A 22,804-nucleotide genomic window follows, 5' to 3' on the forward strand; every position below is an offset into this window, starting at 1 on the left:
GGTCCACACGTCGACCCGGGTCAGTTCTCCTTCAGGATCCGCTGAAGCAGATCCACACTCTTGTCCGGCGGCATGCCGTCCACGCTCAACCGGTCCATGACCTCGGTGTACGCGTCGACCTCGTCGCGCTTGTCCAGATAGAGCGCGCTCGTGAGCTGCTCCAGGTAGACCACGTCCGGCAGGTCGCTCTCCGGGAACCGCAACAGCAGGAACGGGCCGCCCTCGGCCGCGTGCGCACCGAATCGGAACGGCATGATCTGGATCGTGACGTTCGGCAGGGCGGCCATCTCGATCAGGTGCCGGACCTGATCGCGCATCACGTCCCGACCGCCGATCGGCCGCCGCAGCGCCGCCTCGTCCAGCACGACCCACAACCTGGGCGGCTTGTCGCGGTACAGGATCGACTGCCGCTGCATCCGCAGGCCCACCCGGCGGTCGACCTCGGCCGCCGACGCGGAGGGCTGACCGGCGATCACCACGGCCCGCGCGTACTCCGGCGTCTGGAGCAGGCCGGGCACGAACTGCACCTCGTAGGTGCGGATCACCGAGGCGGCCTCCTCCAGGCCCACGTAGACCTGGAACCAACTCGGCAGGATGTCGTTGTAGTTGTGCCACCAGCCCTGGGCGTTCGCCTCCGCCGCGAGGCCCAGGAGCGCCGCCCGCTCGGTCTCGTCGCCGACGCCGTACATCGTGAGGAGATCAGCCACGTCGCGCTCCTTGAAGCTGACGCGTCCCAGTTCCATTCGACTGATCTTCGATTCGGAGGCGCGGATCTCGTATCCGGCCTCCTCCCGCGAAATGCCCTTCGCTTCGCGCAGACGGCGAAGCTGGGAACCGAGGAGAATACGGCGAACCGTCGAGCCGCTCCCCGGCTGCGTTGCGGGCATCTGCTACCTCCGGCTGAATGGACCAGCGCATAGTATGCCGGCGCGTTGCCACGCGTCCTCGGATCATGGTTACAACAGCACTCTCTTGACGATGTGCCACCACCCACCCGAGTCGTCCACGTGCCGCAGTTTCGCCGCTCATGTTCGGGCCCGGGCCCCAGCCGCCCATGCTCGCACAGGTGATACCACCTAATCGATGCCGCGGCACGCCGAATCCCCCTCTACTATCGGGTAATCCGGATGTTTCCGACGAACGAACGAGCCGACGGGCACGCTACGCGCGCACCTCGTGACTCGTGTCGCATCCACCGCCGCGCGGGTGACCCGGGGAGCGCCCGAACCCGAACCGGCCGGACGGACGGACGCCCCGCGCCCCGGAGTCGGCGGCGCAGGCCCTCCGCACGCGTCCCGGTCCGGGCGGGCGATCGGCCGAACAGGCGCCGTCCCGGGCCGACTCCGCTGTCGGACGGGGTGTCTACGTTTTCCGCATGTCCTCCCCGGTGCACTCCTTTACTTACCTGCGGTCGTCCACCCTGGCCGCCACCGACGGCGAACGCTCGCTCGGCCTGCAGACCTGCGGCGGCCTGAGTTCGCACGGCCTGAGCCCCTTCCCGCGCTTCTTCGACGGCTTCCTGACCGCCCCGGAGGCAGCCGCGGGCGGGCTGCTCGCGGTCGCCGACGTCGCGGCGGCCCGCTATTACCAGCCGATGCGGCCGGGCCTGCTCGACCCGGTGGTCACCGGCAACGGCGACCGCCTGCGCTTCGAGTCCTTCTCCGCCTGTTGCGGCGTGCACGCCCGGCTGGACGTCCTGCCCGCCGGCATCGACGGCGAGATGTTCGGCACCGGCACCACCAACGTGGACGTCAACGCGCCGCTGCGCGAGGCGCTGGCGAAGGTCGGCGGCGCCGATCCGCTGCACCTGGCGGTCGGGCCCGACGACGTCACCGTCACCACGTTCGACGGACCGGTCGTGGAGAAGAAGGTCCCGCTGCCCGAGCGCTGGTTGCGCGGATTCGCCGAAGTCCAGGTGATCTCGGCCGGGTTCGACCTGCGCGCCGAGCTTGCGGCGGGCGAGGCGGTGCGCTTCCTGCGTGCGCTGCCACGCGGCGCCAGGCAGCCGCTGTGGGCGGTTCCGGCCGGGCGCTCGCTGCGGTTGACCGCCCGCCCGCTGCCCGGCGCGGTGTGCCTGCCCGGGCCGGACCGGCTCCAGGCGCTGACCCGGCTGCTGCGCCACGCCCTCGCGCTGCGCGTGTACGGACCCGCCGTGCACGCGCGCAGCACCGCGGTGTCCTCCGCGTGGGAGATCGAACTGCCGGGCATGCGGCTGACCTTGACCCTCTCGCCGGACCCGGCGCGGGGCTTCTCCGGCGAGGGCGCGGTGCTCACCGGCCTCGCCGCCGACTCCGGCGCCGCGGACGCCGACCTGATCTCGGCTCTGCTGGCCTGGGAACCCCGGGTCGAGGTGGGCGAGTTGGCCGCCCGCTCCGGGCTCGCCGCCGACCGGGTGCGGGCCGCACTGGTCCGGCTGGGCACCGGGGGCCGGATCGGCTACGACGTCGCCGAGGCGGCCTACTACCACCGCGAGCTCCCCTATGACACCGGCAGCGTGGAGCGGATGAACCCGCGCCTGCGGGACGCCCACGCCCTGGTGGCCGCCGGCGCCGTGACACTGACCGGGACCGGCGAGACCGCGAGCGTGCGCAGCGGCGACCACACCTACGGCCTGCGACTGGCCGGGGCGGGCAGTTGCACGTGCCAGTGGTGGGCCGAGTACCGCGGCGGACGCGGGCCCTGCAAGCATCTGCTCGCCACGCAGATCGTGCGCGGGCGGGCCGCCGTCGACCCGACCGCGACGGCCCCCGCAGCGCAGGAGGCGAACCGATGACCGGGACCGAGCCGACGACCGGAACCGAACCGATGACGACCGGGAGCGAAGCTCCCGCCGGAACCGAAACGCCGGCCCGGGCACCGCTCACGTGGGCACAGGTGCGAGTGGCACTGCTCGAACAGAACCGGGCGGGCGAGAACCCGGCGCCGATCGTCGCCCTGTTCGCCGGACGCACCGAGGCCGAACGCCGCAAGCTGCTGCCGGACTACAAGGAGGCGGTCCGCTCGTTCCGGGAGACCTCGCACGGCATGCGCCCGCTGCGCTACGTCGGTGTGGCCTGCCTGGGCGGACCCGCCGGGATCGCCCAGTGGCTCTCCCGCGAGGACATGAGCTGGACCACCACCGACCCCGGCGCCGAACGGGCCGTGCACACGCTGCTCGCCGAACGCAACCCGGCCTGGATACCGGACATCGTGCAGCGGCTCGCCGCGAAGATGCCCGTGGACACGTGGGGCAACCACTGGGACGTGGTGGACGCCCTGGTGCGCGGCAGCGGTCTGCCCACGCCGACCACGACCGGCTTCGTGGTCCGCTGGGTGGCGAAGGTGGGGCAGGAGGGCAACGGGCGCCCCCTCACCGAACGGCTGCGCGAGGACCGCTACTTCACCGACCTGCTGCCCGCGTTGTTCGAGGTTCCCGGGGTCGGCGCACACCTGGAGAACCACGAGTCCTGGAAGCAGGCCGGGCAGCCCGGCTGGGGCGCCGCGCTGGCCGAACTCGCCGATGCGAAGCTGATCGAGCGGGACACCGTCCTGGACGGCTGTCTCTCCCGCCTGCTGCGCGGCGAACGCCCGAACGCGCTGCGCGCGTTCGTCCGCATGCACGATGCGATGGCGCCCACCGACGACGAACTCGCCGCCCGCGTGGACTCCTACCTGCGGCTGCTCCCGGACGCACCTTCACCGGTGGCGGGGACCGCCCAGGAGGTGCTGCGCCGGCTGGACGCCGCGGGCCGGCTGGACCCGGAGCGACTTGCCGAGGCGAGCCGGTCGGTGCTGTTCCGGAGCGAGAAGAAGCTCGTCCGCAGCCAACTCGTCTGGCTCGGCCAGGCGATCAAGCGCCACCCGGAGCACGCGGGCAGCCTGCTCGCCTGTGCCTGCACCGCGTTCGGATCGGCCGCGGTCGACCTCCAGGAGCGCGCACTCACCCTGATCGCCAAGCAGGTCGGCAGGTTGGCCCCGGACCAGGCCGCCCTCGTGTTCGACGAGGTGCGCGGACAACTGCCGCTGCTGGGCGAGGCGTTGCGGCAAGAGGCGGCGGCCCTGCTCGGCGAGAGCGTGGCCGCCGAGCCGGATTCGGCGCCGCAGCTCGCGCCGCCGCCGGTGCGCGAGCTGCCGCCGCCGATCGACTCGCTCGACGAACTGGTCGAGGAACTCGCGGTGTTGTTCGCCGGCACCCCCAATCCGTGGGTGAGCACGCGCGGCCGGGCCACCGACCCGCTTGCGGTGGAGCGGATCGTCTCCGCGATGCTGCGAGAACACGCCCGCGACCGCGAGGCGTTGCACACCGCGCTGCTGCCGCTCACCGAACGGCACGCGCACATCATCGAGCAGCAGTGGTTCATCCATCAGGTGCAGGGCGCGGTCGGGGCGATGGTGGCCGCCGCCACCGGCTACGGCGGCTCCCGATCGGGCTGGTTCCGCAGCCTGTTCGGCAAGGGCACCGAGGCCTCCGACCACCAACTGATCCCCGGCGCCAAGGTCGACATCGAGCGACTCGAACCCACCCAGCGCTTCCTGCTCGCGCGCCTGTACGAGGTGGGCACCCGGCTGCGCCTGCCGCGCAGCGGCCCGCACCTGGCCGAGATCGCCGACGCGAGCGGTTTCGTGGACCCCCAGGCCCTCGTGGCGGGCCTGGAACAGTGGGAGGCCTCCGGATACACCCCGTGGCGTCGGGACGTCGACCAGGCGCTGCTGCGGCTGCCCGCCGATGTCGACCCCGCCGTGGTCGCCCGGGCCGGCCGGCTCGGCTCGCCCGCCGGGCTGCGGGTGGCCGCGGTGCTGGCCGCCGGCGGGCCGCCGGCCGCGGTCGTCGGGCGGCGGCGCTTCGACCGGATCCACCGCGAGTTCTCCTACGGCGACCGGGGCTGGGTGTACTTCGACGGCCCCCTGGCCTCGGTCGCCCCCGGCGATCGTGAGCTGCTGCCCGAGAGCGCGCTGGTCCTGTACGACCTGGCCGACCCGGGGGCCGCCGCGCGCGGCGGCGGACGGTCCGAGAACACCGAGCCGGATCTGCACTGCTGGCCGCTGGTGTTGCCCCGGGACCGGGACGCGCTCGCCGCGCACGTGGCGATCCGTACCCAACACGGGATCGACGGGATCTGCCGAGGCGCGGAGATCCTGCCCGCGCTGGCCGAGGCGCACGGCCCGCTCGGACCGGGCATGTCGCTCGCGCTGGCCTACGCGCTCGGCGCGCAGACGGCCGAGGATCGCGCCGCCGCGGTGGATGCGATGGTGACCCTGGCGGCGCGGGGCGACGCGTGGGACACCGCGGCGCTGGGCCGCGACATCGGCGAGGCGGTGCGTACCCGGGGCCTGAAGACCACCCGGGTCGTCACCTCGTTGCAGGAGGCGGCCCGGGCGGGTGCGGGGCGGGCGGTGTGGGGCGTGCTGAGCGGCTTCCTGCCCGATCTGCTCGCCGGTACGAAGCAGACCGGCCTCGCGGACGCCCTGGCGGTGGCCGCGGAGACCGCCGCGAGCGGCGGCGCGCGGGCCGGGTCGATCCCGGGGCTGGACGCGCTGGCCGACCGGAAGGGGAGTTCACGGGCAGTCGGCGAGGCGAAGCGGTTGCGCCGGATCCTGGCCGATCGCGGCTGAACGGGCGGCTGCGCACGGCACCCGCGCGCCGGACGGGCCGCGAACGCCGGACGGGTCGAAGAGACCGGACGGGTCGAAGAGACCGGACGGGCCGGCGACGGCCCGTCCGGCCCTCGGATCACAGCTCGTTCAGGTCCTTCACCCGGGCCAGGGTGATCCCGTCCGCGACCGGAAGCATCACCGGCTCGACCCTCGGGTCGGCCTTGACGTGTGCGTTGAACGCGGCCACCGCCTCCGGCGTCGGGTCGCCGCTCGGCTTGAGGACCAGGCCGCCGTAGAGCACGTTGTCGACGATCAGCAGTGCGTTCGGGCGCATCCGGGGAACCAGCGCCTCCCAGTAGGAGATGTAGCCGTCCTTGTTCGCGTCCAGGAACGCCAGGTCGATGTGCGGGTGCGAGGGCAGCGCGTCCAGCGTCTCCAGGGCCGGGGCGATGCGCAGATCGATCCGGTCCTCCACGCCCGCCTCGCGCCACGCCTCGCGGGCGATCGTGGTCCACTCCTCGGACACGTCGCAACACAGCAGCCGGCCGCCCTCGGCCAGGCCCTTGGCGATGCACAGTGCCGAATAGCCGGTGAACGTGCCGACCTCGACCGCGACCCTCGGTCGGATCACGCCCGCCAGCAGGGTCAACAGCGCGCCCTGCTCGGCCGGTACCTGCAAGCCGGCGAACCGGCCCATCTCCCGGGTGCGTTCGATCACCCCGCGCTGGACGTCGTCCGGCGCGAGCGAGTGGTCCAGGATGTAGTCGTACAGCTCGGCGGTGACCTGCACCTGCTTGTCGAAGGACATGGCTCAGCTCTCCTCGGTTCGCGCGGCGGATTCGGGGCGTCGGGGCCCTTCGCGGCGCGCGGATGGCTCGGACGGCGCCGACGGCGCGGGGAAGGCGGTGTCCCAGGGCAGCAGCAACCCGAAGTCGCGGACCAGGAGCCGCAGCACCTCGTGATCGTTCGCCAACTCGCGTTCCTCCCGGGACCCGTCGCTGTGCACCACGGTCAGCCGCCGGTCGTCGATGTACGCACGCCGATGCGGACCGCTGCACTGGACTCGCAGCGTATTGCGGAACGGCGAGCTCGGGTGCGTCGCGATGTACCAGTTGGCCACCTCGAAGTCGACCAACTCCCGGCGCTCCAGGGTGAACGCGTACACGGTGAACCAGCCGTCCTCGCCGTATACGGTCTGCAGCAGCCACAGGTCCCGCTCGCGAACCAGCCGGTAGCGCCACGCCCCCTGCGGACTGGCCACGCCCGGCAGCAGCGGCAGCGGCTCCAACAGACCGCCGCTGCCGAAGCCGACATCCGCGATATAGGGGTGCGCCTCGCCGGGCACCTCGACCGAGAGCAGCATGTGGGTCATCGGACGGATCTCGTCCGAGCCCATCCGCACCCGGGCGGCCAGCCGGGTGACGCCGAAGCCCAACTCCTCCAGCACGCGGGCGAAGAGCAGGTTGTGTTCGAAGCAGTAACCGCCCCGGCCCTGACGGACCAGCTTGTCCTCCAGATCGGCCGGCTCCAGCGAGGGCACCCCGCCGAGGAGGACCTCGACATTCTCGAACGGGATGCCGACCACGTGCGCCAGGTGCAGCGAACGCAGTGTCGCCCAGGTGGGTGCCCGCTCGCCCGACCAGCCGGTGCGGGCGAAGTAGGCGTCGAGGTCGAGGTGGTGCGGATGGCGCACGAGCCGTCTCCTTGGGATCCGGGGCCACGATCGCACCGATTCTCACACGCGCGCCTCGGCCGGCGGCGCCGTTGCGGCGGCGCGCCACCCGATAGGTTCGGATCCGGTCGGGTCCGGTGTCGGCTCGACCGCCACAGCCGTACGTCGTCGTGTTCTCGGAGGTCGACCATGAGCGAGCAGCAGCCGGAGCAGCAGCCGGAACACCGGTCCGAACAGGACGAACAGGCGATCCAGGAGCTGGCCGGGCGGCTGTTCGAGGCCGCGCGCACCGGCGACGCCGAGACGCTCGGCCGCTACGTGGACGCGGGCCTGCCGGTGAACCTGGCCAACGACCGGGGCGACACCCTGCTGATGCTCGCCGCCTACCACGGACACGCCGACGCGGTCCGCGCGTTGCTCACCCGCGGCGCGGACCCGGACCGGGCCAACGACCGCGGGCAGACCCCGCTGGCGGGCGCCGTGTTCAAGAGCGAGGGCGAGGTGGTCGCGGCGCTCGTGGGCGCGGGCGCCGACCCCGACGCGGGCACGCCGAGCGCCCGCGAGGCGGCCCGGATGTTCGGCAAAGAGGACATGCTTTCCCCGACCGGTGGGTAACAAGGCTATGACCCTCCGTCAGTGCCCGCCTGCGCCAGGGACAGCCAAGCGTGAGGGACCCGGGGGAGGCGCAAACGATGTCCGACCAACCCGCGATACCGCGTCTGGACCTGGACGGGTTTCCCACCGGTGCGGGCCTGCTGCACCTGCGGTCGGATCTGCCCGAGGCGCTCGACGGCACCTTTTCCCCCTGGTGCGACCGGCACCACGACGACCTGTTGCGGATGCCCGGTTTCCGGCGGGCCCGCCGCTTCGTGCTGTGCGGGGCGTTCGGCAACGGTGAGGCCGAGGCCGGGCCGCCGGCGGCGCGCTACCTGACGGTGTACGACCTCAAGCACGTCGGGGTGCTCGCCGCCGCCGGCGAGCTGCACGACACCGCCGGCACGCGGCTGCCGCCCGAACTGATGGGCGCGGTCACCTCCTCGCGCCTGGACTGCCGGGAGATCCGCCGCTGGCCCAACGTGTCGGCGAGTCGGCTCTTCCCGGCGGGCGACAAGCTGCTGCACCTGACCGCGCACGGCTCGGGCGCGGCGATGGGACGCTGGCTGCACGAGGAGGCGGTCGCCGAACTGCTGCGCTCACCCGGGGCGGTGGGCCTGCGCTGGTTCGACGCGGGGGAGGGGCTGCACGTGGTCCTGTGCGAGGTGAGCGGCCCGATGTGGCCGCTCCCCCCGCATGTGCCACAGGACTTGGGACCGGCGGTGTGGAGCGGATACCGGCAGGTCTACGTGGCGGGCGAGTGAGGGGTCAGAGCTCGGACGGCACCACCTCGAAGCCCGCCGCGCGCAGGTCGGGCACGATGCGGGACGCGTCGCCCTCCACGACCACGGCGAGTTCGTCCGGGCGCAGGTGCGTGTGTGCGGCGCGGTCGACCGCTTGCGGGTCGGTGGCCAGGATCTCCGCGTATTCGGCGGTGACGTGGTCGTCCGGCAGGCCGTGCACGATCGCCTCGACCAGTCGGCCGCCGATGCCTCCGGGGGTTTGCAGGTTGATCGGCATGCTGCCGAGCGAGTGGGCGCGCGTGGCGGCGAGTTCGTCCGGCGTGACGCCGTCGGCGTGCATCCGGCGGATCTCGCCGATCGTGTCCACGACCGCGGCGGCCGTCACCTCGGTGTGCACGGACGCGGAGACGGTGAACGAGCCGGAGCGGCGGCCGTGGCCGAAGCTCGCGTGTGCGCCGTAGGTGTAGCCCTTGACCTCGCGCAGCAGGTGGTTGAGCCGGGAGCCGAAGGCGCCGCCGAGCACGTCGGCGAACAGTTCGATGGGGATCAGGTCCGGGGTCGAGCGCGGCGGCGCGGTGTGGCCGATCCGCAGCACCGACTGCACGGCGCCGGGGCGGTCCACCACGATCGCGCGCCCGGTCGAGGGGGTGTCGGCGGTTCCGGTGAGCTCGGCCCGCGTCGCGGTGCCGGTCGCGCCCGCGAAGACGGTCCGGCCCAGCGCGGCGAGGTCGATCGTGTCCAGGTCGCCGACCACCGCCAGGGTGCCGGGCGCGGTCATCCGCGCCGCGTGGAAGCCGCGGATCGCGTCGGCGTCCAGCGCGATCGCCGTGTCGGGAGTGCCGCCGAGGAGTCCGCCGAGCCGACTGTCCGGGCCGAACAGGGCCCGCCGGAAGGCGAGTCCGGCGCGGGTGCCGGGCTGGGCCCAGGAGGTCTTCAGCGAGCGCACGTGGTCGGCGAGGAAGCGCTCGACGTCGCCGTCGGCGAAGGCCGGCCGACGGACCGCCTCGGCGACCAGCTCCAGGCCCGCGCCGAGTCGATCGGCGGGCAGGTCGAGGCCGACCTCCTGGGTCTCCCACCCGCAGGCGAGCCGCCAGTTCGCGCCGAGCGCCTCGATGGCCAGGCCGAAGGCGTCCGCGTCGCGGTCCAGGCTGCCCTCGTCGAGCAGCGAGCAGGTGATCCGGGCCAGGCCGTCCAGGCCGACCGGCTCGTGCAGCGCGCCGCTTTCCATCACCAACTTGACCCAGGCCAGGCTGCGTCCGGGCACGTGTGCGCCGATCACCTCGCCGCCGTCCACCGTGACCCGGCGGACCTCGGGGAAGCGGTACGGGCGCGGCGCCGCGCCGGCGGGTCGCTCGGCGACCAGGGTGTGGCGGGTCGCGATGTGCTCGCTCATGCGGCGGCCTCCGGCTCGGTGGTCTCGATGTCGGCGCCGGCCTCGGCGGCTTGCGGGCGGAACTCCAGCACGATCCGGTTGTCCGGGTGCAGCAGGTCGCGGGCGACCCGGTGCACGTCCTCGGCGGTGACCGCGAGCAACTCGTCGAGGTGGCCGCGGATCGACTCCGCGTCGCCGAATCGGGTGGTGAATCGGCCGATCGCGTCGGCCCGGCCGGCGGCGGTGGCCACCTCGCGCAGCCATTCGCCGGACAACACCGCCCGCACCCGGTCGAGTTCGGCCTCGGTCACCCCCTCGCGCGCGACCTCGTCGCAGACCCCGACGTAGGCGTCGAGCAGTTCCCCCGGTTCGACGCCCTCGCTGGGAGCGCACGAGCCCATCAGGACCGATTCGAAGTGCAGGTGGTTCCAGGCGGACAGGAACGCGCCGGAGGCCTGGGCCAGATTGCGTGCGGTGACCAGCTCCCGGTACAGCCGGCTGCCCCGACCGCGGCCGACGGCGGTCGCCAACACGCTCGCGGCGGCCGCGTCCGGGGTGCCGAAGCGCGGCGCGCGGTGGCACAGGAACAGGCGCGGCGCGGGCACGTCCCGGTGCACCGTCACATGCCGGCCGGCCCCCAAGCGCGGCGGCAGCGGCGCGGGGGTGGGCTGCGGGAAGGAACCACGCGGGGCGATGCCGCCGAAGTACTTCTCGGCCAGCGCCACCACCTGCTCGGGCCGCACGTCGCCGACCACCGTGAGCACCGCGTTGTCCGGCGCGTAGTAGGTCTCGTGGAACGCGGTGAAGTCGGCGAGTTCGGCGCCGTCCAGCTCGGCCATCGAGCCGATCGTGGAGGTGGCGTAGGGGTGGCCCTCGGGGTAGGCGAGGGCCATCATCTCCTCGCTCCAGGTCCCGTAGGGCACGTTGTCGTAGCGCTGCCGGCGCTCGTTCTTGACCACCTCGCGCTGGTTGTCCAGGGTCTCTTGGGTCAGCGCGAGCGAGCCCATCCGGTCGGCCTCCAGCCACAGCGCGAGGTCCAGCTGTCCGGAGGGCACCGTCTGGTAGTAGTTGGTGCGGTCCGGGCTGGTCGAGGCGTTGATGCCGTCGCCGCCGCACCCCTCGATCGCGGCGAAGTGGCCGCCCTTCTCCACGTGCGCGGAGCCCTCGAACATCAGGTGCTCGAAGAGGTGGGCGAAGCCGTGCTTGCCTTCGACCTCGTGCCGTGATCCCACGTCGTACCAGAGGTTGACCGCGGCGAGCGGCACCGTGGCGTCGGGGCAGACCACCACACGCAGACCGTTGTCGAGCCTGGTCCGGTGCAGGGCCCACGGGAAGTGGGCGGAAGTTGACGGCACGTCAGGTCCCTCCGAGGGGTCGCGGCGCTCGACGATGGATCGCCATTGTTCCAGGCGCGCGCGACGGGTGGGCGGACCCGGTACGCACGACGACCACCCGCCCGGGCGGATACACCGGGTGGATGGTCGTCGTGAGGGTGTCGCCGGGTGGGCGGCGACGGGTGTGCGGGTGACCGGGCGGGTTACTTGACGAGCGCGGCGAACTTGGCCAGCGACTCGATCAGCGCCTCCTGGGTGGCCTTGGTGACCTTGCCGGCCATCATCTGCACCGCGCCGCCCTTGACCTCGGACTCGATCCGCAGCACCGAACCCGCGCCCGCGGCCTCGACGATGAAGACCTCGGTCATGATGACGCCCATCGGACCCTTGCCGTCGAGCGCCAGCGACTTGCCCGCCTCGACGTCCTTGATCGTCCACTTGATGTCCGCCGGGAAGCCCATCAGCTTCATTTTCTCGTCGTAGGTCACGCCGGCCTCGAGCTTCTCCGGCGCGCCGCCCGGGAACTCGACGTGCGGGACCATCCACTCGCCGAAGACGCTGTAGTCGGTCAGCTTGGCCCACACGGCCTCGGGGGCGGCAGCGATCTCGACCTGCTCGTTGATGACGGGCATGCGTGTGTCCTCACGGTTTTTGAGCTGCGGTGAACCTGCGGCTCGGAGCATGGAGTCCCCGGAACGTACCGCCGATATGTGACACAGTCAATGGTGTCGACGAGCAGAAAGAGAACGTGTTCTAGTTCTGCTGTCACTGCGGTTGGCTAGTCTCGGGCGGCATGACAGGCACGCTGCCGGGGATGCCGCCCGGCGCCGAAACGGGGGGCGGGACAGGCGCCGTTCTCGAGGCCGTCCTGGAGCGCATCACCTACCAGAACGACGAGAACGGCTGGACCGTCGCCCGCGTGGACACCGGCCGACACGGCACCGAACTGCTCACCGTGGTCGGCGCGCTGCTGGGCGCCCAACCCGGCGAGTCGATCCGGATGCGCGGTCGCTGGGGCAGCCACCCGCAGTTCGGCAAACAGTTCCAGGTCGAGTCGTTCAGCACCGTGCTGCCGGCCACCGTGCAGGGCATCCGGCGCTACCTCGGCTCGGGACTGATCAAGGGCATCGGCCCCAAGACCGCCGACCGGATCGTCGAACACTTCGGGGTGCGCTCGCTGGACGTGATCGACGAGGACGCCACCCAACTCATCCAGGTCCCGGGGCTGGGCCCCAAACGCACCAAGCTGATCGCCGCCGCGTGGGAGGAACAGAAGGCGATCAAGGAGGTGATGGTCTTCCTCCAGGGCATCGGCATCTCCACGTCGCCCGCGGTGCGCATCTTCAAGGAGTACGGCGACGCGTCGATCACCGTGGTGCGCACCGAGCCGTACCGGCTGGCCGCCGACGTGTGGGGGATCGGCTTCAAGACCGCCGACGCGATCGCCAAGGCCGTGGGGATACCGCACGACGCGCCGCAGCGGATCAAGGCGGGCCTGCAGTACACGCTGTCCGAGGGCACCGACAGCGGCCACTGCTACCTGCCCGCGGACGTCCTGGTCGCCGAGGCGGTCAAGATCCTGGACGTGCCCTCCGTGCAGGTGGTGCGCTGCCTCAACGAGTTGGTCGGCGAGGAGGGGGTGGTGTGCGAGGAACTGCCCGGCCCGGTCACCGTTTCCGGCACCCAGGGCGATCCCGTCCAGGCCGTCTACCTGGTGCCCTTCCATCGCGCCGAACTCTCCCTCGCCGGCCGGGTGCGCACCCTGCTGGGCGCCCGGGAGGACCGACTGGCCGCGTTCGCCGACCTGGACTGGACCCGGGCCCTGGACTGGCTGCGCGCCCGCACCGGCACCGCGCTGGCCCCCGAACAGGAACAGGCCGTACGACTGGCGCTGACCGCCAAGGTCGCCGTGCTCACCGGCGGCCCCGGCTGCGGCAAGAGCTTCACCGTGCGCTCCGTGGTCGAACTCGCCCGCGCACGCGAGGCCAAGGTGATCCTGGCCGCGCCCACCGGCCGGGCGGCCAAGCGGCTGGCCGAGCTGACCGGATGCGAGGCGGCCACCGTGCACCGGCTGCTCCAGCTCCAGCCCGGCGGCAACGCGGCCTACGACCAGGACAGGCCGCTGGACGCGGACCTGGTCGTCGTCGACGAGGCATCGATGCTCGACCTGCTGCTGGCCAACAAGCTGATCAAGGCGATACCCGCCGGCGCACACGTGCTGTTCGTCGGCGACGTGGACCAGTTGCCCAGCGTGGGCGCCGGCGAGGTGCTGCGCGACCTGCTCGCGGCCGAGCGGGTGCCCCGGGTGCGGCTGACCCGGATCTTCCGTCAGGCGCAGCAGTCCGGCGTGGTCGGCAACGCACACCGGATCAACGCGGGCCGTCCGCCGATCACCGACGGCCTGGCCGACTTCTTCCTCTTCCCCGCCGAGGAGACCGAGGACGCGGCCACGCTCACCGTCGACGTGGTCGCCCGCCGCATCCCGCGCAAGTTCGGCCTGGACCCGCGCCGCGACATCCAGGTGCTGTCCCCGATGCACCGCGGCCCGGCCGGCGCCGGCGCGCTCAACCTGCTGCTCCAGCAGGCACTCACGCCCGGCCGCGAGGGCCTGCCGGAAAAGCGCTTCGGCGGGCGCACCTTTCGGGTCGGCGACAAGGTCACCCAGATCCGCAACAACTACGACAAGGGCGCGAACGGCGTCTTCAACGGCACCGGCGGTGTGGTGATTGCGCTGTCTCCCGAGGACCAGAAGCTGGTCGTGCGCACCGAGGAGGACGAGGAGGTCGACTACGACTTCGCCGAACTCGACGAGCTCTCGCATGCGTATGCGGTCACCATCCACCGCTCGCAGGGCAGCGAGTATCCGGCGGTGGTGGTCCCGGTCACCATGGGTGCCTGGATGATGCTCCAGCGCAATCTGCTCTACACAGCGATCACGCGCGCGAAGCGCCTGGTGGTGCTGGTCGGCTCGCGGCGCGCGCTGGGCCAGGCGGTGCGCACCGCCTCGACGGGCAAGCGGTTCACCGGGCTGGCGCACCGGATGCGGTAGGGCGCGCCCGGGGCTGCTGTGGCCCCGGGAGGGCTGCTCGGGGCCCGCTGCGCCCCGGGGGAGGGCATGCTCGGCGCCCGCCCCGCGGGAACGACGCGAAACGCCGCCACCCGGTGGGTGACGGCGTTTCGGTGACGCGGGGTGCGCCTCGGCTAGCGGATCATCCGCAGGCCGATGCGCTCGACGCCCTTGCGGGCCATCGCCATCGCGGGCACGAGCAGCGCCAGGGTGACCTGGGTCGTGGCGCCCATGTTGAGCATCCACTCGCTGCCCGGCGCGTCGGCGGCCCAGGCGATCAGGCAGCTCATGCTCAGGCCGATCCCGGCCATCACCAGAATCGCCATGTTGCCCTGCGGCTTCGGGTATTCGATCCGGCTCACCATCAGTCCGGACACGGCCACGATCAGCACCGCCGCGGGTGTGAACGGCAGGTCGAGCAACACGATCGAGACGACCGTCATCGCGGCCATCGGGATCGGCATGCCCTGGAAGACCCCCGGGCGTCCCGGGGTGGTCGCGAATCTGGCCAGCCGCAACACGCCGCCGATCAGCACCGACAGCGCCACCAGGACGGCGGCGGGCGCCTGCCCGGTGTTCATCGGTACCGCCGCCCAGGTGACCACGAAGAACGCCGGTGCGACGCCGAAGGTGATCACGTCCGCGAGGTTGTCCAGCTGCGCGCCCAGCGAGGACATCCGCAGCTTGCGCGCCACCATGCCGTCACACAGGTCGCACAGCGCGCCGACCAGCATCAGCACCACGGCCGCGGCCAGGCTGCGCTCGGCCGAGACGCCCACGTCGCCACCGCGCGCGGCCATGACCGAACAGGCGAGGAAGTAGATCGCCATGAAGCCACTCGCCGCGTTGCCCAGCGTGAGCACGTCCGCGACCGAGATCCGCGCGGACAGGCACGCCTGCGGATCGTCCTCGACCGGGGTGCCCAGAATGTTCAGTTCGGAGGCGTCCAGGTCGGTCGTATCGTCGTAATCAGTCCCGGTCAAGACGTGTCTCTCCCGCCGTTGTCCGTTGTCCCACGGTCACCGCGGGCTCGATGCCCGGCGGCAGGTACACGTCCACGCGTGAACCGAACCGGATCAGCCCGATCCGGTCGCCACAGGCGACCTCGGTACCCGGCTCCAGATACGGCACGATGCGCCGCGCCACGGTGCCGGCGATCTGCACGAGCTCCACATCGCCGATCGCGGTGTCGAAGATCCACACAACGCGTTCGTTGTGCTCGCTTTCCTTGTTGAATGCCGGGACGAATCCGCCGGCCTTGTGCTCCACGGACTTCACGACGCCGTCGAGCGGCGCACGGTTCACGTGCACGTTCAACGGGCTCATGAAGGTCGCGATCCGGGTGCGGCCGTCGGGCCAGGCGTCGATGCTCTGGACCACGCCATCGGCCGAGGCGATCACGCCGTCGGCGGGGATGGTGCGCTCCGGGTCACGGAAGAACCACAGCATGCCACCGGTCAGCGCCAGCGTCGGCACGGCCGCGAAGGCCCAGCGCCGGTTGCGCAGTGCGGCCAAGCCGGTCAACGCGCCGGTCACAGCCGTCGGCACGAGCCAGGGAGAAGCTCCCTTGGCCAGGCGCGGCTGTTGCCTCGGCGCGAACCCCGCCGAAGCCGGCGAGGGGGAATCGTCACTCATCGAGAACCTTTGTCGGGGGGCGTGCCCGTCGGTAACGGGCGGCACTCGGCGGATGCTACCTAGACGGAGGGCCATCGCGCTTCCGGCGGTGATCGCTCACGGCGAACCGGTCCTGCTCGAACCCGCGTAATTCGGACGCTGTTCGAGTCTATTTCGGCCGTGGACCCGGTTGCCCGTATCCACAAGGTTGCCCTCCGCGCATGCCTGCTGTGAAGAGGCCGCAGGTCCCGCTCCCCGTACGCGGTCCGTGGCATCGATCACGTTGGCCGTAGCGTTCCTTCGACTCGCGTCCCTTGACGGTGCCTATGGTGGATCGTCACAAAAATGTGACACGGCGGTAGGTCGGTCGACCCACCGCCGTACCCCAAGGGTAAACGCGCTTATGTGACGTTCCGTCAGTTCTGCAACGAAACAAGCCCCACCATCGTGCCCGGCCGCTCCCCGGTGGGCTCGGTGTCCAGCACCGTGGGCACGCCGCGCACGATGGTGGCCCGGACGCCGGCCGGGCCGCGGGTGAAGCGCCACGAGCCGTCGGGGTTGTCGTACCGCTTCTCCTCGGGCCGCACCTCGATCTCGTCGAGCGCGAACACCACCAGGTCGCCCGCCCGGCCCGGGGCGATCACCCCCCGGTCGTTCAGGCCGAAGAAGCCGGCGAGCTTGCCGGTCAGGTTGTGCACGGCCTCCTCGACCGTCATCAGGCCGGTGTCGCGCACGTAGCGGGTGAGCAGGTAGACGTTCTCGCCCGAGCCGCAGAACAGCTGCAGGTGCGCGCCGGAGTCGTTGATGTTGGTCAGCGTGTGCGGCTCGTTGAACAGGCCGGCCACGACCGGCTCGTCGAACTCGTCCGGGATGCCGCGCAGGCAGGACAGGATGCCGTTGTTGCCGATCCAGGTGGCCAGTGCGTCGGAGATGTGCAGTCCCTCCCGGTCCGCGTACTCCTTGAGCGAGATGTCCAGAGGGCCGTGGCCGGTCTCGGAGATCGCGAGGATCAGCGACTCGGGGCGATCCAGTCGAGATGTCGACGACGAGACCCGGTTGTCCCAGTCCTCGCGGGCCTGCGCCCGCCACTGCGGATCGGCGAGCGTGGCGAGCTTGGTCTCGGCCGGACCGTTGATCCAGTGGTTCCAGGCGGCCACCCGCTGGAAGGTGAGCGCGCGCTCGAAGTTGAAGAACGGCTCCAGCGGCTTATGCGGGACATTGGGCCAGAAGTCCACGCCGTCGGCACGCAGCCGTCGATGCAGCGCGATCGTCTGTTCGCGCAGGTAGTCCTCCCGCACGGTGGACGGAATCGCGGTCCACTGGGCGCGGATCCCGCGCGGCTTGCAGATTCGGGCGAATCGCTCCACATCGGCGTCGATGCTCTCCGGCTCGTTGAACCTGGTGATCATCTGGAGCGTCGCGCCGGGGTGCCGGGCGAGCACGTCGGCGAGCGCCTCGAACTCGGCGTCCTCGGCCAGTCGGGTCGGTACCGGCTTGAGGTAGCGATCCTTGTCGAACACATTGGTCGACAAACCGATTGCTCCATGAGTCAACGATTCATCGAGCAGCGCGGCCATCTCCGCGATCTCCTCGGGCGTCGCCGCGCGGGACCAGGACGCCTCTGCGCCCATCACCGTGGTGCGCAGGGTCAGGTGCCCGACGAAGCCGGCCACGTTGACCGAGACGGCCTGACCCTTGACCGCGCTGCTGTACTCGGGCCAGCGCTCCCACGTCCACGGCACCTTGTCCTGGAAGGCCGACAGCGGGAGGTCCTCCAGGAAGCAGAACAGGTCGAGCACCGGTCCGCGCGCGCTCTCCTGGAGCGGTGCCACCGACATGCCGCAGTTGCCGAAGACGACCGTGGTGGTGCCGTAGGCGGGCAGCGGGTCCAGGTCCGGGTTCCACCACATGGCACCGTCGACGTGGGTGTGCGCCTCGATGAAGCCGGGTGCGACGTAGGCGCCGGCCGCCTCGACGACCCGCTCGCCGCCGCTCGGGGCCAGGTCGGGCCCGACCTCGACGATCACGCCGTCCTTGACGCGCACGTCGGCTCGGAACGGGGCCGCCCCCGTTCCGTCCACGACGGTTCCTCCGCGTACCAGCAGATCGGCCATGGGCTGTTCTCCCTATTACTTGTGCCGGATCACGGGTGCCGACGTGGGCGGGTCCGATCCGACGGCGAGTCTCGGGGCCGGGTGCGCTCCTCGGGATTTACGTTACGTGTTGTAACTTAACCTGGTGAACTATTCAAGGGGCGTGGTGCGTCGGGCTTCGGCCCGGACGTGGTGAGGCCCGATCCCGCCGCGTGGTTCGGAGTGCGGGGATCGGGCCGGGTGGGGTCGAGCCGGGGTGGGCGGGTCGGGTCGGGATGGGTGGGGGGTGCGTGCGCCTTCGGGTCGGGGACCCGTGCGGGCCCTTGGGCCAGGGGCCGTGCGGGCTGCGGGTCAGGATGCGTCGGCCGGGCGGCGGATGCTCTCGAAGATCCGGGCGAAGCTGTCCTTGCCATGGCCGGCCGCCACCTGACGGTCGATCAGGGTCTGTACGGCGGCGATCACGTCGGTGCCGACACCCTGCTCTCGGCTCGTCTCGGCGATGGTGTCGAGGGCCGCCTTGTTGAAGTCCAGGCTCTGTACCTCGGCGGCGTAGTCGCCGCTGTCGAAGTACTCCGCGTGTCTGGGCAGGCCCGTGGTCATCGCGCTGATCCAGGGCCCGGCCATGGCCACGAACTCGGCCGTCGGCAACCCCTCGGAGGCCACCATCGCGGCGCCGTGCGCGACGCCGGCGAACATCGCGTACATCGACCCGAGCAGCGCCAGGTCGTACAGCGCGGCGCGCCCCGCGTCGCCGCCGAAAAAGCGCGCGCCGCCGAGCAGTTCGAGCAGCGGGCGATGCGTGTCGAAAGCCGCCGTCGAGCCGCTGTAGAGCAGCGAGGCGACCGGCAGACCGATCATCTGCGGGATGGCCATGATCGCGCCGGCGAGGTACTCGATGCCGTGCTCGGCGGCCCAGGCGGCGGCCTCCCTGGCCTGCCGCGGAGTCATCGTGGTCACGTTGATCACCAGGCGGCCGGCCAGCGAGTCGGCCAGGGGGGTCAGCGTGGCGCGTACCGACGCGTCGTCGAGCAGGCACACCACGATCACGGGCGACGCCTCGACCGCGGCGGTCGCGGTGGGGGCGAGGGCCAGGCCCTTGGCGACCAGGGAGTCGGCGCGGCCTGCGGTGCGGTTCCAGACGGTGGTGGGGTGGCCGCCCCGGTGGATCGCGTCGGCGATCGCCCGGCCCATCGCACCGAGGCCGAGGACGCTCACGGGGATCGGGTGCTGCTCGCTCACGGGGGTTTCTCCAAGCGTCGGTGGGGTGGGGGAGGCGGGGCGTCCGCCACCGGCACCATGCTTGATCGACACACTCCTTCCCACAAGTACCTACTAATTTGTCAGGTACTGACATAGAGGTAAGCATCGAGCTCATCGGCCATGTCGACGACCCGGTGGCCGAGCGGGGCGTTTAACCGGCCGCCGTGTGGACACTCGTGCCTTTCGTATGCGGGCACCCCTTTTGCCCCGTGGCCCCAGGCGAGGAGCAACGACCATGGCGAGCAAGTACGGCCGTACCGTCGGCGCGCTGTCGATCGCCGCCGTACTGGCCCTGACCTCGGCGGCGTGCGGCGACGACAACGACGGCGGCGCCGACGACTCGGCGCCCACCTCGATCGCCTCCGCGCTGGAGTCGGCCGGATCGGAGGCAAAGGACGCGTTGTCCTCGGCGAGCGCGGCGGCGGCTTCGAAACTGGCCGAGATCAAGGGCGGCCTCGACGCGACGGCCGACGCCTCGGTCGGCCCGATCCGGACCGAGGGCGATCGCACCACCGCCGAGGTCACCGTCGAGAACAAGACCGCCGAGACCGCCGACTACACCATCGCGGTCGAGTTCCGCGACGCCGGCGGCAAGCTGCTGGACGCGATCGTGCTGAACATCGACAACGTCGAGGCCGGCAAGCAGGCCAAGGGCACCGCGAAGAGCAACCGAAAGCTGACCGACGTGAACAAGGCCGAAATCGGCCACGCGATCCGCCACTGAGGCGGGTCGGGTCGGGCCGAGCGGGGCGGCTGCCGAGGGGCCGCGCGTCGCGGGTGGGCGGATGCCGGATCGGCCGCGTGGTCGGGCGGCGCGGGCCGGGCGGCGCGGAGCGGCGGTGCGGGGTCGGGCGTCGCGGCGTGCGCGGGCTCGGTGGTGCCGGCGGGGCCGTGGTTTCGGGGCGGTGGATCGCCTGTCGTGGGGTGGTGTGCGGCACTGATTCGGGGGATCTCCCCACGTCCCCGGAGCCGGGATCCGCATTTCGCCCGGGCGCCTTTCGCCGTCCATCCGCGCCCGGCACAATCGCCGCCATGGCGATCATCGAAACCCGCAAGAGTTCCGCCGGCGCGCGGTTCAGGGCCGCCGTGGGCGGATTTCTCGGCGGGGGCGTGATCGGCATCGCGCTGGCCGGCTTCGTGGTCGGGGGCATTCTCGAACGCCCGCTCGTGGTCGCGATCGGCGTCGGGCTCTTCGTACTCGACGTCGTCGTCGTGAGCGTCGCGGGACGCATCCATCGTGCGCGCAACCCGCGCGGCCCGGCCCTGCCCGCACTGGCCGTGATCGAGAGCCGGCGGGCCATCGGCGGCGAATCCGCCAACGTGCCGGTCGAGTTCGTACTGACCGTCGCGCCGGACGAGCGGGCCGCGTACCGGGTCGAGACGAGCCAGGACATCAACCTGGTGGACATCCCCGACTACCGGCCGCGCGGCGTGATCGTGGTCGAGTACCGCCGCGACGAGCCGTGGGACGTCAAGATCCTCACCTCGCCGCCCGGCGAGTGGGCCCGCCGAGCGGCGACCGAATCGGTGGATTCGGCCCCGGAGTCCGCACTCGTGGCGGGTCCGAAGGCGGAAGGCGCGTTCTGCCTGCTCGCCACCGCGGGTCTGCTGCTCGGCGCCGCGGCCGTGGTCCTGTTCTTCCGCGCGGACCTGTTCGAGCAGGACGACCGCCCCAGCACGGTGTCCTCCTCGTCCTCGACGACCACCACCGACAGCCACTCGTCCTCGTCCACCACCTCGACCTCGACGGTCACCGGGACGGCGACCTCGGGATCGATGCTCGACAACGGCGAGATGCGACGCGCCGCCGGTTCGCTGATCACCGGGATGCACACCGGCATCGCCAGTGAATTCAGCATCGACGAACACGTGATGGCGGTCCGCGGCATCCGGGGCACCCCGCCGCAACCCGGTGCGGTGATCGACCTGAACGCCCTGCCCTACGAACGCCTCCCCGCCCTGGTCCGCGAGGCACAGACCAAACTGGGCATCAGCGACCCCACCTCGTGGCGGATCACCTTCGACCCCGACGCCGCGACCGGCACGCTCACCATCCGGGTCACCGTCACGGACTCCGCCGGCAAGGCATCCCTCGAAGCCGACGCCCAGGGCAAGGTCACCAAACGCAACCCCCGCTGAGGCCCCTCCGCGCCGCAGCCGGGCTCGCCTACCCGCCGCTCCGTGTCCCGCTCACATCCGCGACATGGTGAGCAGATCGCCGTTCCCGTAGCCCGGGATCACCTGCTCGTACGTCTCGTACGGGTTCGTCACGTCGAAGATGCGCGGATTGTCGAACTGCACGTACAGCGTGCGGCGGCGGGCCGGGCCGGTCGCCGTGGGTCCCGCGTGCAGGCCGCAGCCCATGTGTACGGTCACATCGCCGGGTTCGGTGGTGATCCCGACCACCGGCAACTCCGCCCACTGGGCCGGTGTGTACCGCTCGTGCGCGACCGTGCCCCACGAGCCGGCCAGCGCGTAGAGCTGGGAGCTGTCCTGGCTCACCGCGTCCAGCCGGATGCCCACGTGCACGCGCGGACACGTGATCGGACAACCACCGAGCGCACAGTCCTTGTGCCAGGGCAGGTCCGGAACGGACAGCGGTTCGGGCGTGGTGCCGAACTCCTTGAGCACGGCGATCTGTCCGGAGTCGCGGTCGGTCACCGCGACCACGTCCTGCCCGGCCAGACCGCACAACATGCGTACGGTCGGGTCGTCGGCCAGCGCGGCGATCCGCGGCGAGCGCATGCCCAGATAGGTCAACCGGTAGGGCGCGCGCAGCCCGCCGGGCCCGTCCGCCCACAACGATCCCCGGTCGCCCTCGCGGCACAGACCCCGGATCCGGTCCACCTCGCCCGCCAACTCCTCGACCCGGTCCGCGTCGAAGACCTGACGCACCACCAGATAGCCGGTGGCCCGCAGGAAATGCGCCATCTCGTCGGGGTCGTCGTGGGTGGTGAAGTCCCGGTGCAGGTCGATCGGCCGATCCGCGAGGTCGCGAAGATCCAGTGCCTCGGGGTGGTAGATCGGCGTGCCGGAGTACATGCAACGGATCGCCGGCTCCCATACGTCCCAGTCGTCGAACCCGCCGCGCACGAACCGCACCGCGTGCGACTCGACCAGCCCCCGGCTGGTGCGCAGTTCGTAGAGGTAGTCCTGCCACGCACCGGATTCGAGCTCGACCACCAGTTCGGCGTCCGCGCTCACCCCGGACACGATCCGCACCTCGCCGCGGTCCTCGACGTAGCTGTATGCCCGACCGTTGGGCATGCACAGCGCGATCGGGGCCTTGCCGGCCACGTCCCAGGCGACCCGTTCGCCCAGTCCGCCCTCCAGGCGGCGCGGCAACTCCACTCGATGGAACGATTCGAAGCACACCACCGGCCAACCCAACACACTGAACGTGCCACGTTCGGCGTCGTGTGCCACCGCCGATCCGGCGCCCGCAATCCCCATTGCCCCGTCCTCCCCGTTCCGCACCCGA

General features: G+C 71.6%; 18 protein-coding genes. 7 read left to right on the plus strand and 11 right to left on the minus strand.

Going from position 1 to position 22,804, the window contains the following annotated elements:
* Positions 1–20: 20 nt before the first annotated feature.
* Positions 21–887 carry a helix-turn-helix transcriptional regulator gene (locus tag ACFZBU_RS31200; protein ID WP_026219056.1) on the minus strand — a complete coding sequence of 289 codons (867 nt, stop codon included), beginning with the start codon at positions 885–887 and terminating at the stop codon, positions 21–23.
* 488 nt (positions 888–1,375) lie between these two features.
* Between ACFZBU_RS31200 and ACFZBU_RS31205 the strand changes: the two genes are divergently transcribed.
* Complete coding sequence (locus ACFZBU_RS31205; protein ID WP_391587041.1) at positions 1,376–2,773, plus strand: SWIM zinc finger family protein; 1,398 nt, start codon at positions 1,376–1,378, stop codon at positions 2,771–2,773.
* Positions 2,770–5,592: a DUF6493 family protein gene (locus ACFZBU_RS31210; protein ID WP_391587042.1), complete on the plus strand. Its 2,823-nt coding sequence runs from the start codon at positions 2,770–2,772 to the stop codon at positions 5,590–5,592. The genes ACFZBU_RS31205 and ACFZBU_RS31210 overlap by 4 nt, the downstream gene beginning before the upstream one ends.
* A 118-nt stretch (positions 5,593–5,710) precedes the next feature.
* Here ACFZBU_RS31210 and ACFZBU_RS31215 read toward each other — a convergent pair whose 3' ends face one another.
* Positions 5,711–6,382: an O-methyltransferase gene (locus ACFZBU_RS31215; RefSeq protein ID WP_391587043.1), complete on the minus strand. Its 672-nt coding sequence runs from the start codon at positions 6,380–6,382 to the stop codon at positions 5,711–5,713.
* 3 nt (positions 6,383–6,385) lie between these two features.
* Positions 6,386–7,267, minus strand: coding sequence for an arylamine N-acetyltransferase (locus ACFZBU_RS31220; protein ID WP_391587044.1), 882 nt, complete (start codon positions 7,265–7,267; stop codon positions 6,386–6,388).
* 168 nt (positions 7,268–7,435) lie between these two features.
* Between ACFZBU_RS31220 and ACFZBU_RS31225 the strand changes: the two genes are divergently transcribed.
* Both ACFZBU_RS31225 and ACFZBU_RS31230 read left to right on the plus strand, forming a co-directional pair.
* Positions 7,436–7,861, plus strand: coding sequence for an ankyrin repeat domain-containing protein (locus tag ACFZBU_RS31225; RefSeq protein ID WP_391587045.1), 426 nt, complete (start codon positions 7,436–7,438; stop codon positions 7,859–7,861).
* 77 nt (positions 7,862–7,938) lie between these two features.
* On the plus strand, positions 7,939–8,604 hold the full coding sequence (locus tag ACFZBU_RS31230; RefSeq protein WP_391587046.1) for a hypothetical protein: 666 nt from the start codon (positions 7,939–7,941) through the stop codon (positions 8,602–8,604).
* Between the two features lie 4 nt (positions 8,605–8,608).
* Here the strand turns inward: ACFZBU_RS31230 and ACFZBU_RS31235 are convergent, their stop codons facing one another.
* The 3 genes from ACFZBU_RS31235 to ACFZBU_RS31245 all read right to left on the minus strand — a co-directional run bounded on the left by ACFZBU_RS31235 (position 8,609) and on the right by ACFZBU_RS31245 (position 11,921).
* Positions 8,609–9,976, minus strand: coding sequence for a M16 family metallopeptidase (locus ACFZBU_RS31235; protein WP_391587047.1), 1,368 nt, complete (start codon positions 9,974–9,976; stop codon positions 8,609–8,611).
* Positions 9,973–11,310 (minus strand): M16 family metallopeptidase, encoded by a 1,338-nt coding sequence (locus ACFZBU_RS31240; protein ID WP_391587048.1) that lies wholly within the window; start codon positions 11,308–11,310, stop codon positions 9,973–9,975. Before ACFZBU_RS31240 ends, ACFZBU_RS31235 begins: the two co-directional genes overlap by 4 nt.
* Before the next feature lie 182 nt (positions 11,311–11,492).
* Positions 11,493–11,921 carry an SRPBCC family protein gene (locus tag ACFZBU_RS31245; RefSeq protein ID WP_391587049.1) on the minus strand — a complete coding sequence of 143 codons (429 nt, stop codon included), beginning with the start codon at positions 11,919–11,921 and terminating at the stop codon, positions 11,493–11,495.
* 161 nt (positions 11,922–12,082) lie between these two features.
* Between ACFZBU_RS31245 and ACFZBU_RS31250 the strand changes: the two genes are divergently transcribed.
* The gene (locus ACFZBU_RS31250) at positions 12,083–14,338 is read left to right on the plus strand and encodes an ATP-dependent RecD-like DNA helicase (RefSeq protein ID WP_391587050.1); all 2,256 of its coding nucleotides are present in this window, start codon (positions 12,083–12,085) and stop codon (positions 14,336–14,338) included.
* A gap of 152 nt (positions 14,339–14,490) precedes the next feature.
* Here ACFZBU_RS31250 and pssA read toward each other — a convergent pair whose 3' ends face one another.
* The 4 genes from pssA to ACFZBU_RS31270 all read right to left on the minus strand — a co-directional run bounded on the left by pssA (position 14,491) and on the right by ACFZBU_RS31270 (position 19,302).
* Positions 14,491–15,339: a CDP-diacylglycerol--serine O-phosphatidyltransferase gene (gene pssA / locus ACFZBU_RS31255; protein ID WP_391587051.1), complete on the minus strand. Its 849-nt coding sequence runs from the start codon at positions 15,337–15,339 to the stop codon at positions 14,491–14,493.
* The gene (locus tag ACFZBU_RS31260; protein WP_391587052.1) at positions 15,326–15,991 is read right to left on the minus strand and encodes a phosphatidylserine decarboxylase; all 666 of its coding nucleotides are present in this window, start codon (positions 15,989–15,991) and stop codon (positions 15,326–15,328) included. The genes pssA and ACFZBU_RS31260 overlap by 14 nt, the downstream gene beginning before the upstream one ends.
* A 395-nt stretch (positions 15,992–16,386) precedes the next feature.
* Positions 16,387–18,084 (minus strand): amidohydrolase family protein, encoded by a 1,698-nt coding sequence (locus tag ACFZBU_RS31265; protein ID WP_391587053.1) that lies wholly within the window; start codon positions 18,082–18,084, stop codon positions 16,387–16,389.
* A gap of 330 nt (positions 18,085–18,414) precedes the next feature.
* Entirely contained in the window at positions 18,415–19,302 is an 888-nt protein-coding gene (locus ACFZBU_RS31270) for an NAD(P)-dependent oxidoreductase (RefSeq protein ID WP_391587054.1), read from the minus strand.
* A gap of 256 nt (positions 19,303–19,558) precedes the next feature.
* Between ACFZBU_RS31270 and ACFZBU_RS31275 the strand changes: the two genes are divergently transcribed.
* Together ACFZBU_RS31275 and ACFZBU_RS31280 are read left to right on the plus strand one after the other, a co-directional pair.
* Positions 19,559–20,047 carry a hypothetical protein gene (locus ACFZBU_RS31275; RefSeq protein WP_391587055.1) on the plus strand — a complete coding sequence of 163 codons (489 nt, stop codon included), beginning with the start codon at positions 19,559–19,561 and terminating at the stop codon, positions 20,045–20,047.
* A gap of 308 nt (positions 20,048–20,355) precedes the next feature.
* Positions 20,356–21,462: a hypothetical protein gene (locus ACFZBU_RS31280; RefSeq protein WP_391587056.1), complete on the plus strand. Its 1,107-nt coding sequence runs from the start codon at positions 20,356–20,358 to the stop codon at positions 21,460–21,462.
* Positions 21,463–21,513: 51 nt separating this feature from the next.
* On the opposite strand, the gene ACFZBU_RS31285 is transcribed toward ACFZBU_RS31280, so the two are convergent.
* Positions 21,514–22,776, minus strand: a complete 1,263-nt coding sequence (locus ACFZBU_RS31285) for a phytanoyl-CoA dioxygenase family protein (RefSeq protein WP_391587057.1) — start codon at positions 22,774–22,776, stop codon at positions 21,514–21,516.
* Between the last annotated feature and the right edge of the window lie 28 nt (positions 22,777–22,804).

Source organism: Embleya sp. NPDC008237 (assembly GCF_042956465.1).
In the GTDB taxonomy this organism is placed as follows: domain Bacteria; phylum Actinomycetota; class Actinomycetes; order Streptomycetales; family Streptomycetaceae; genus Embleya.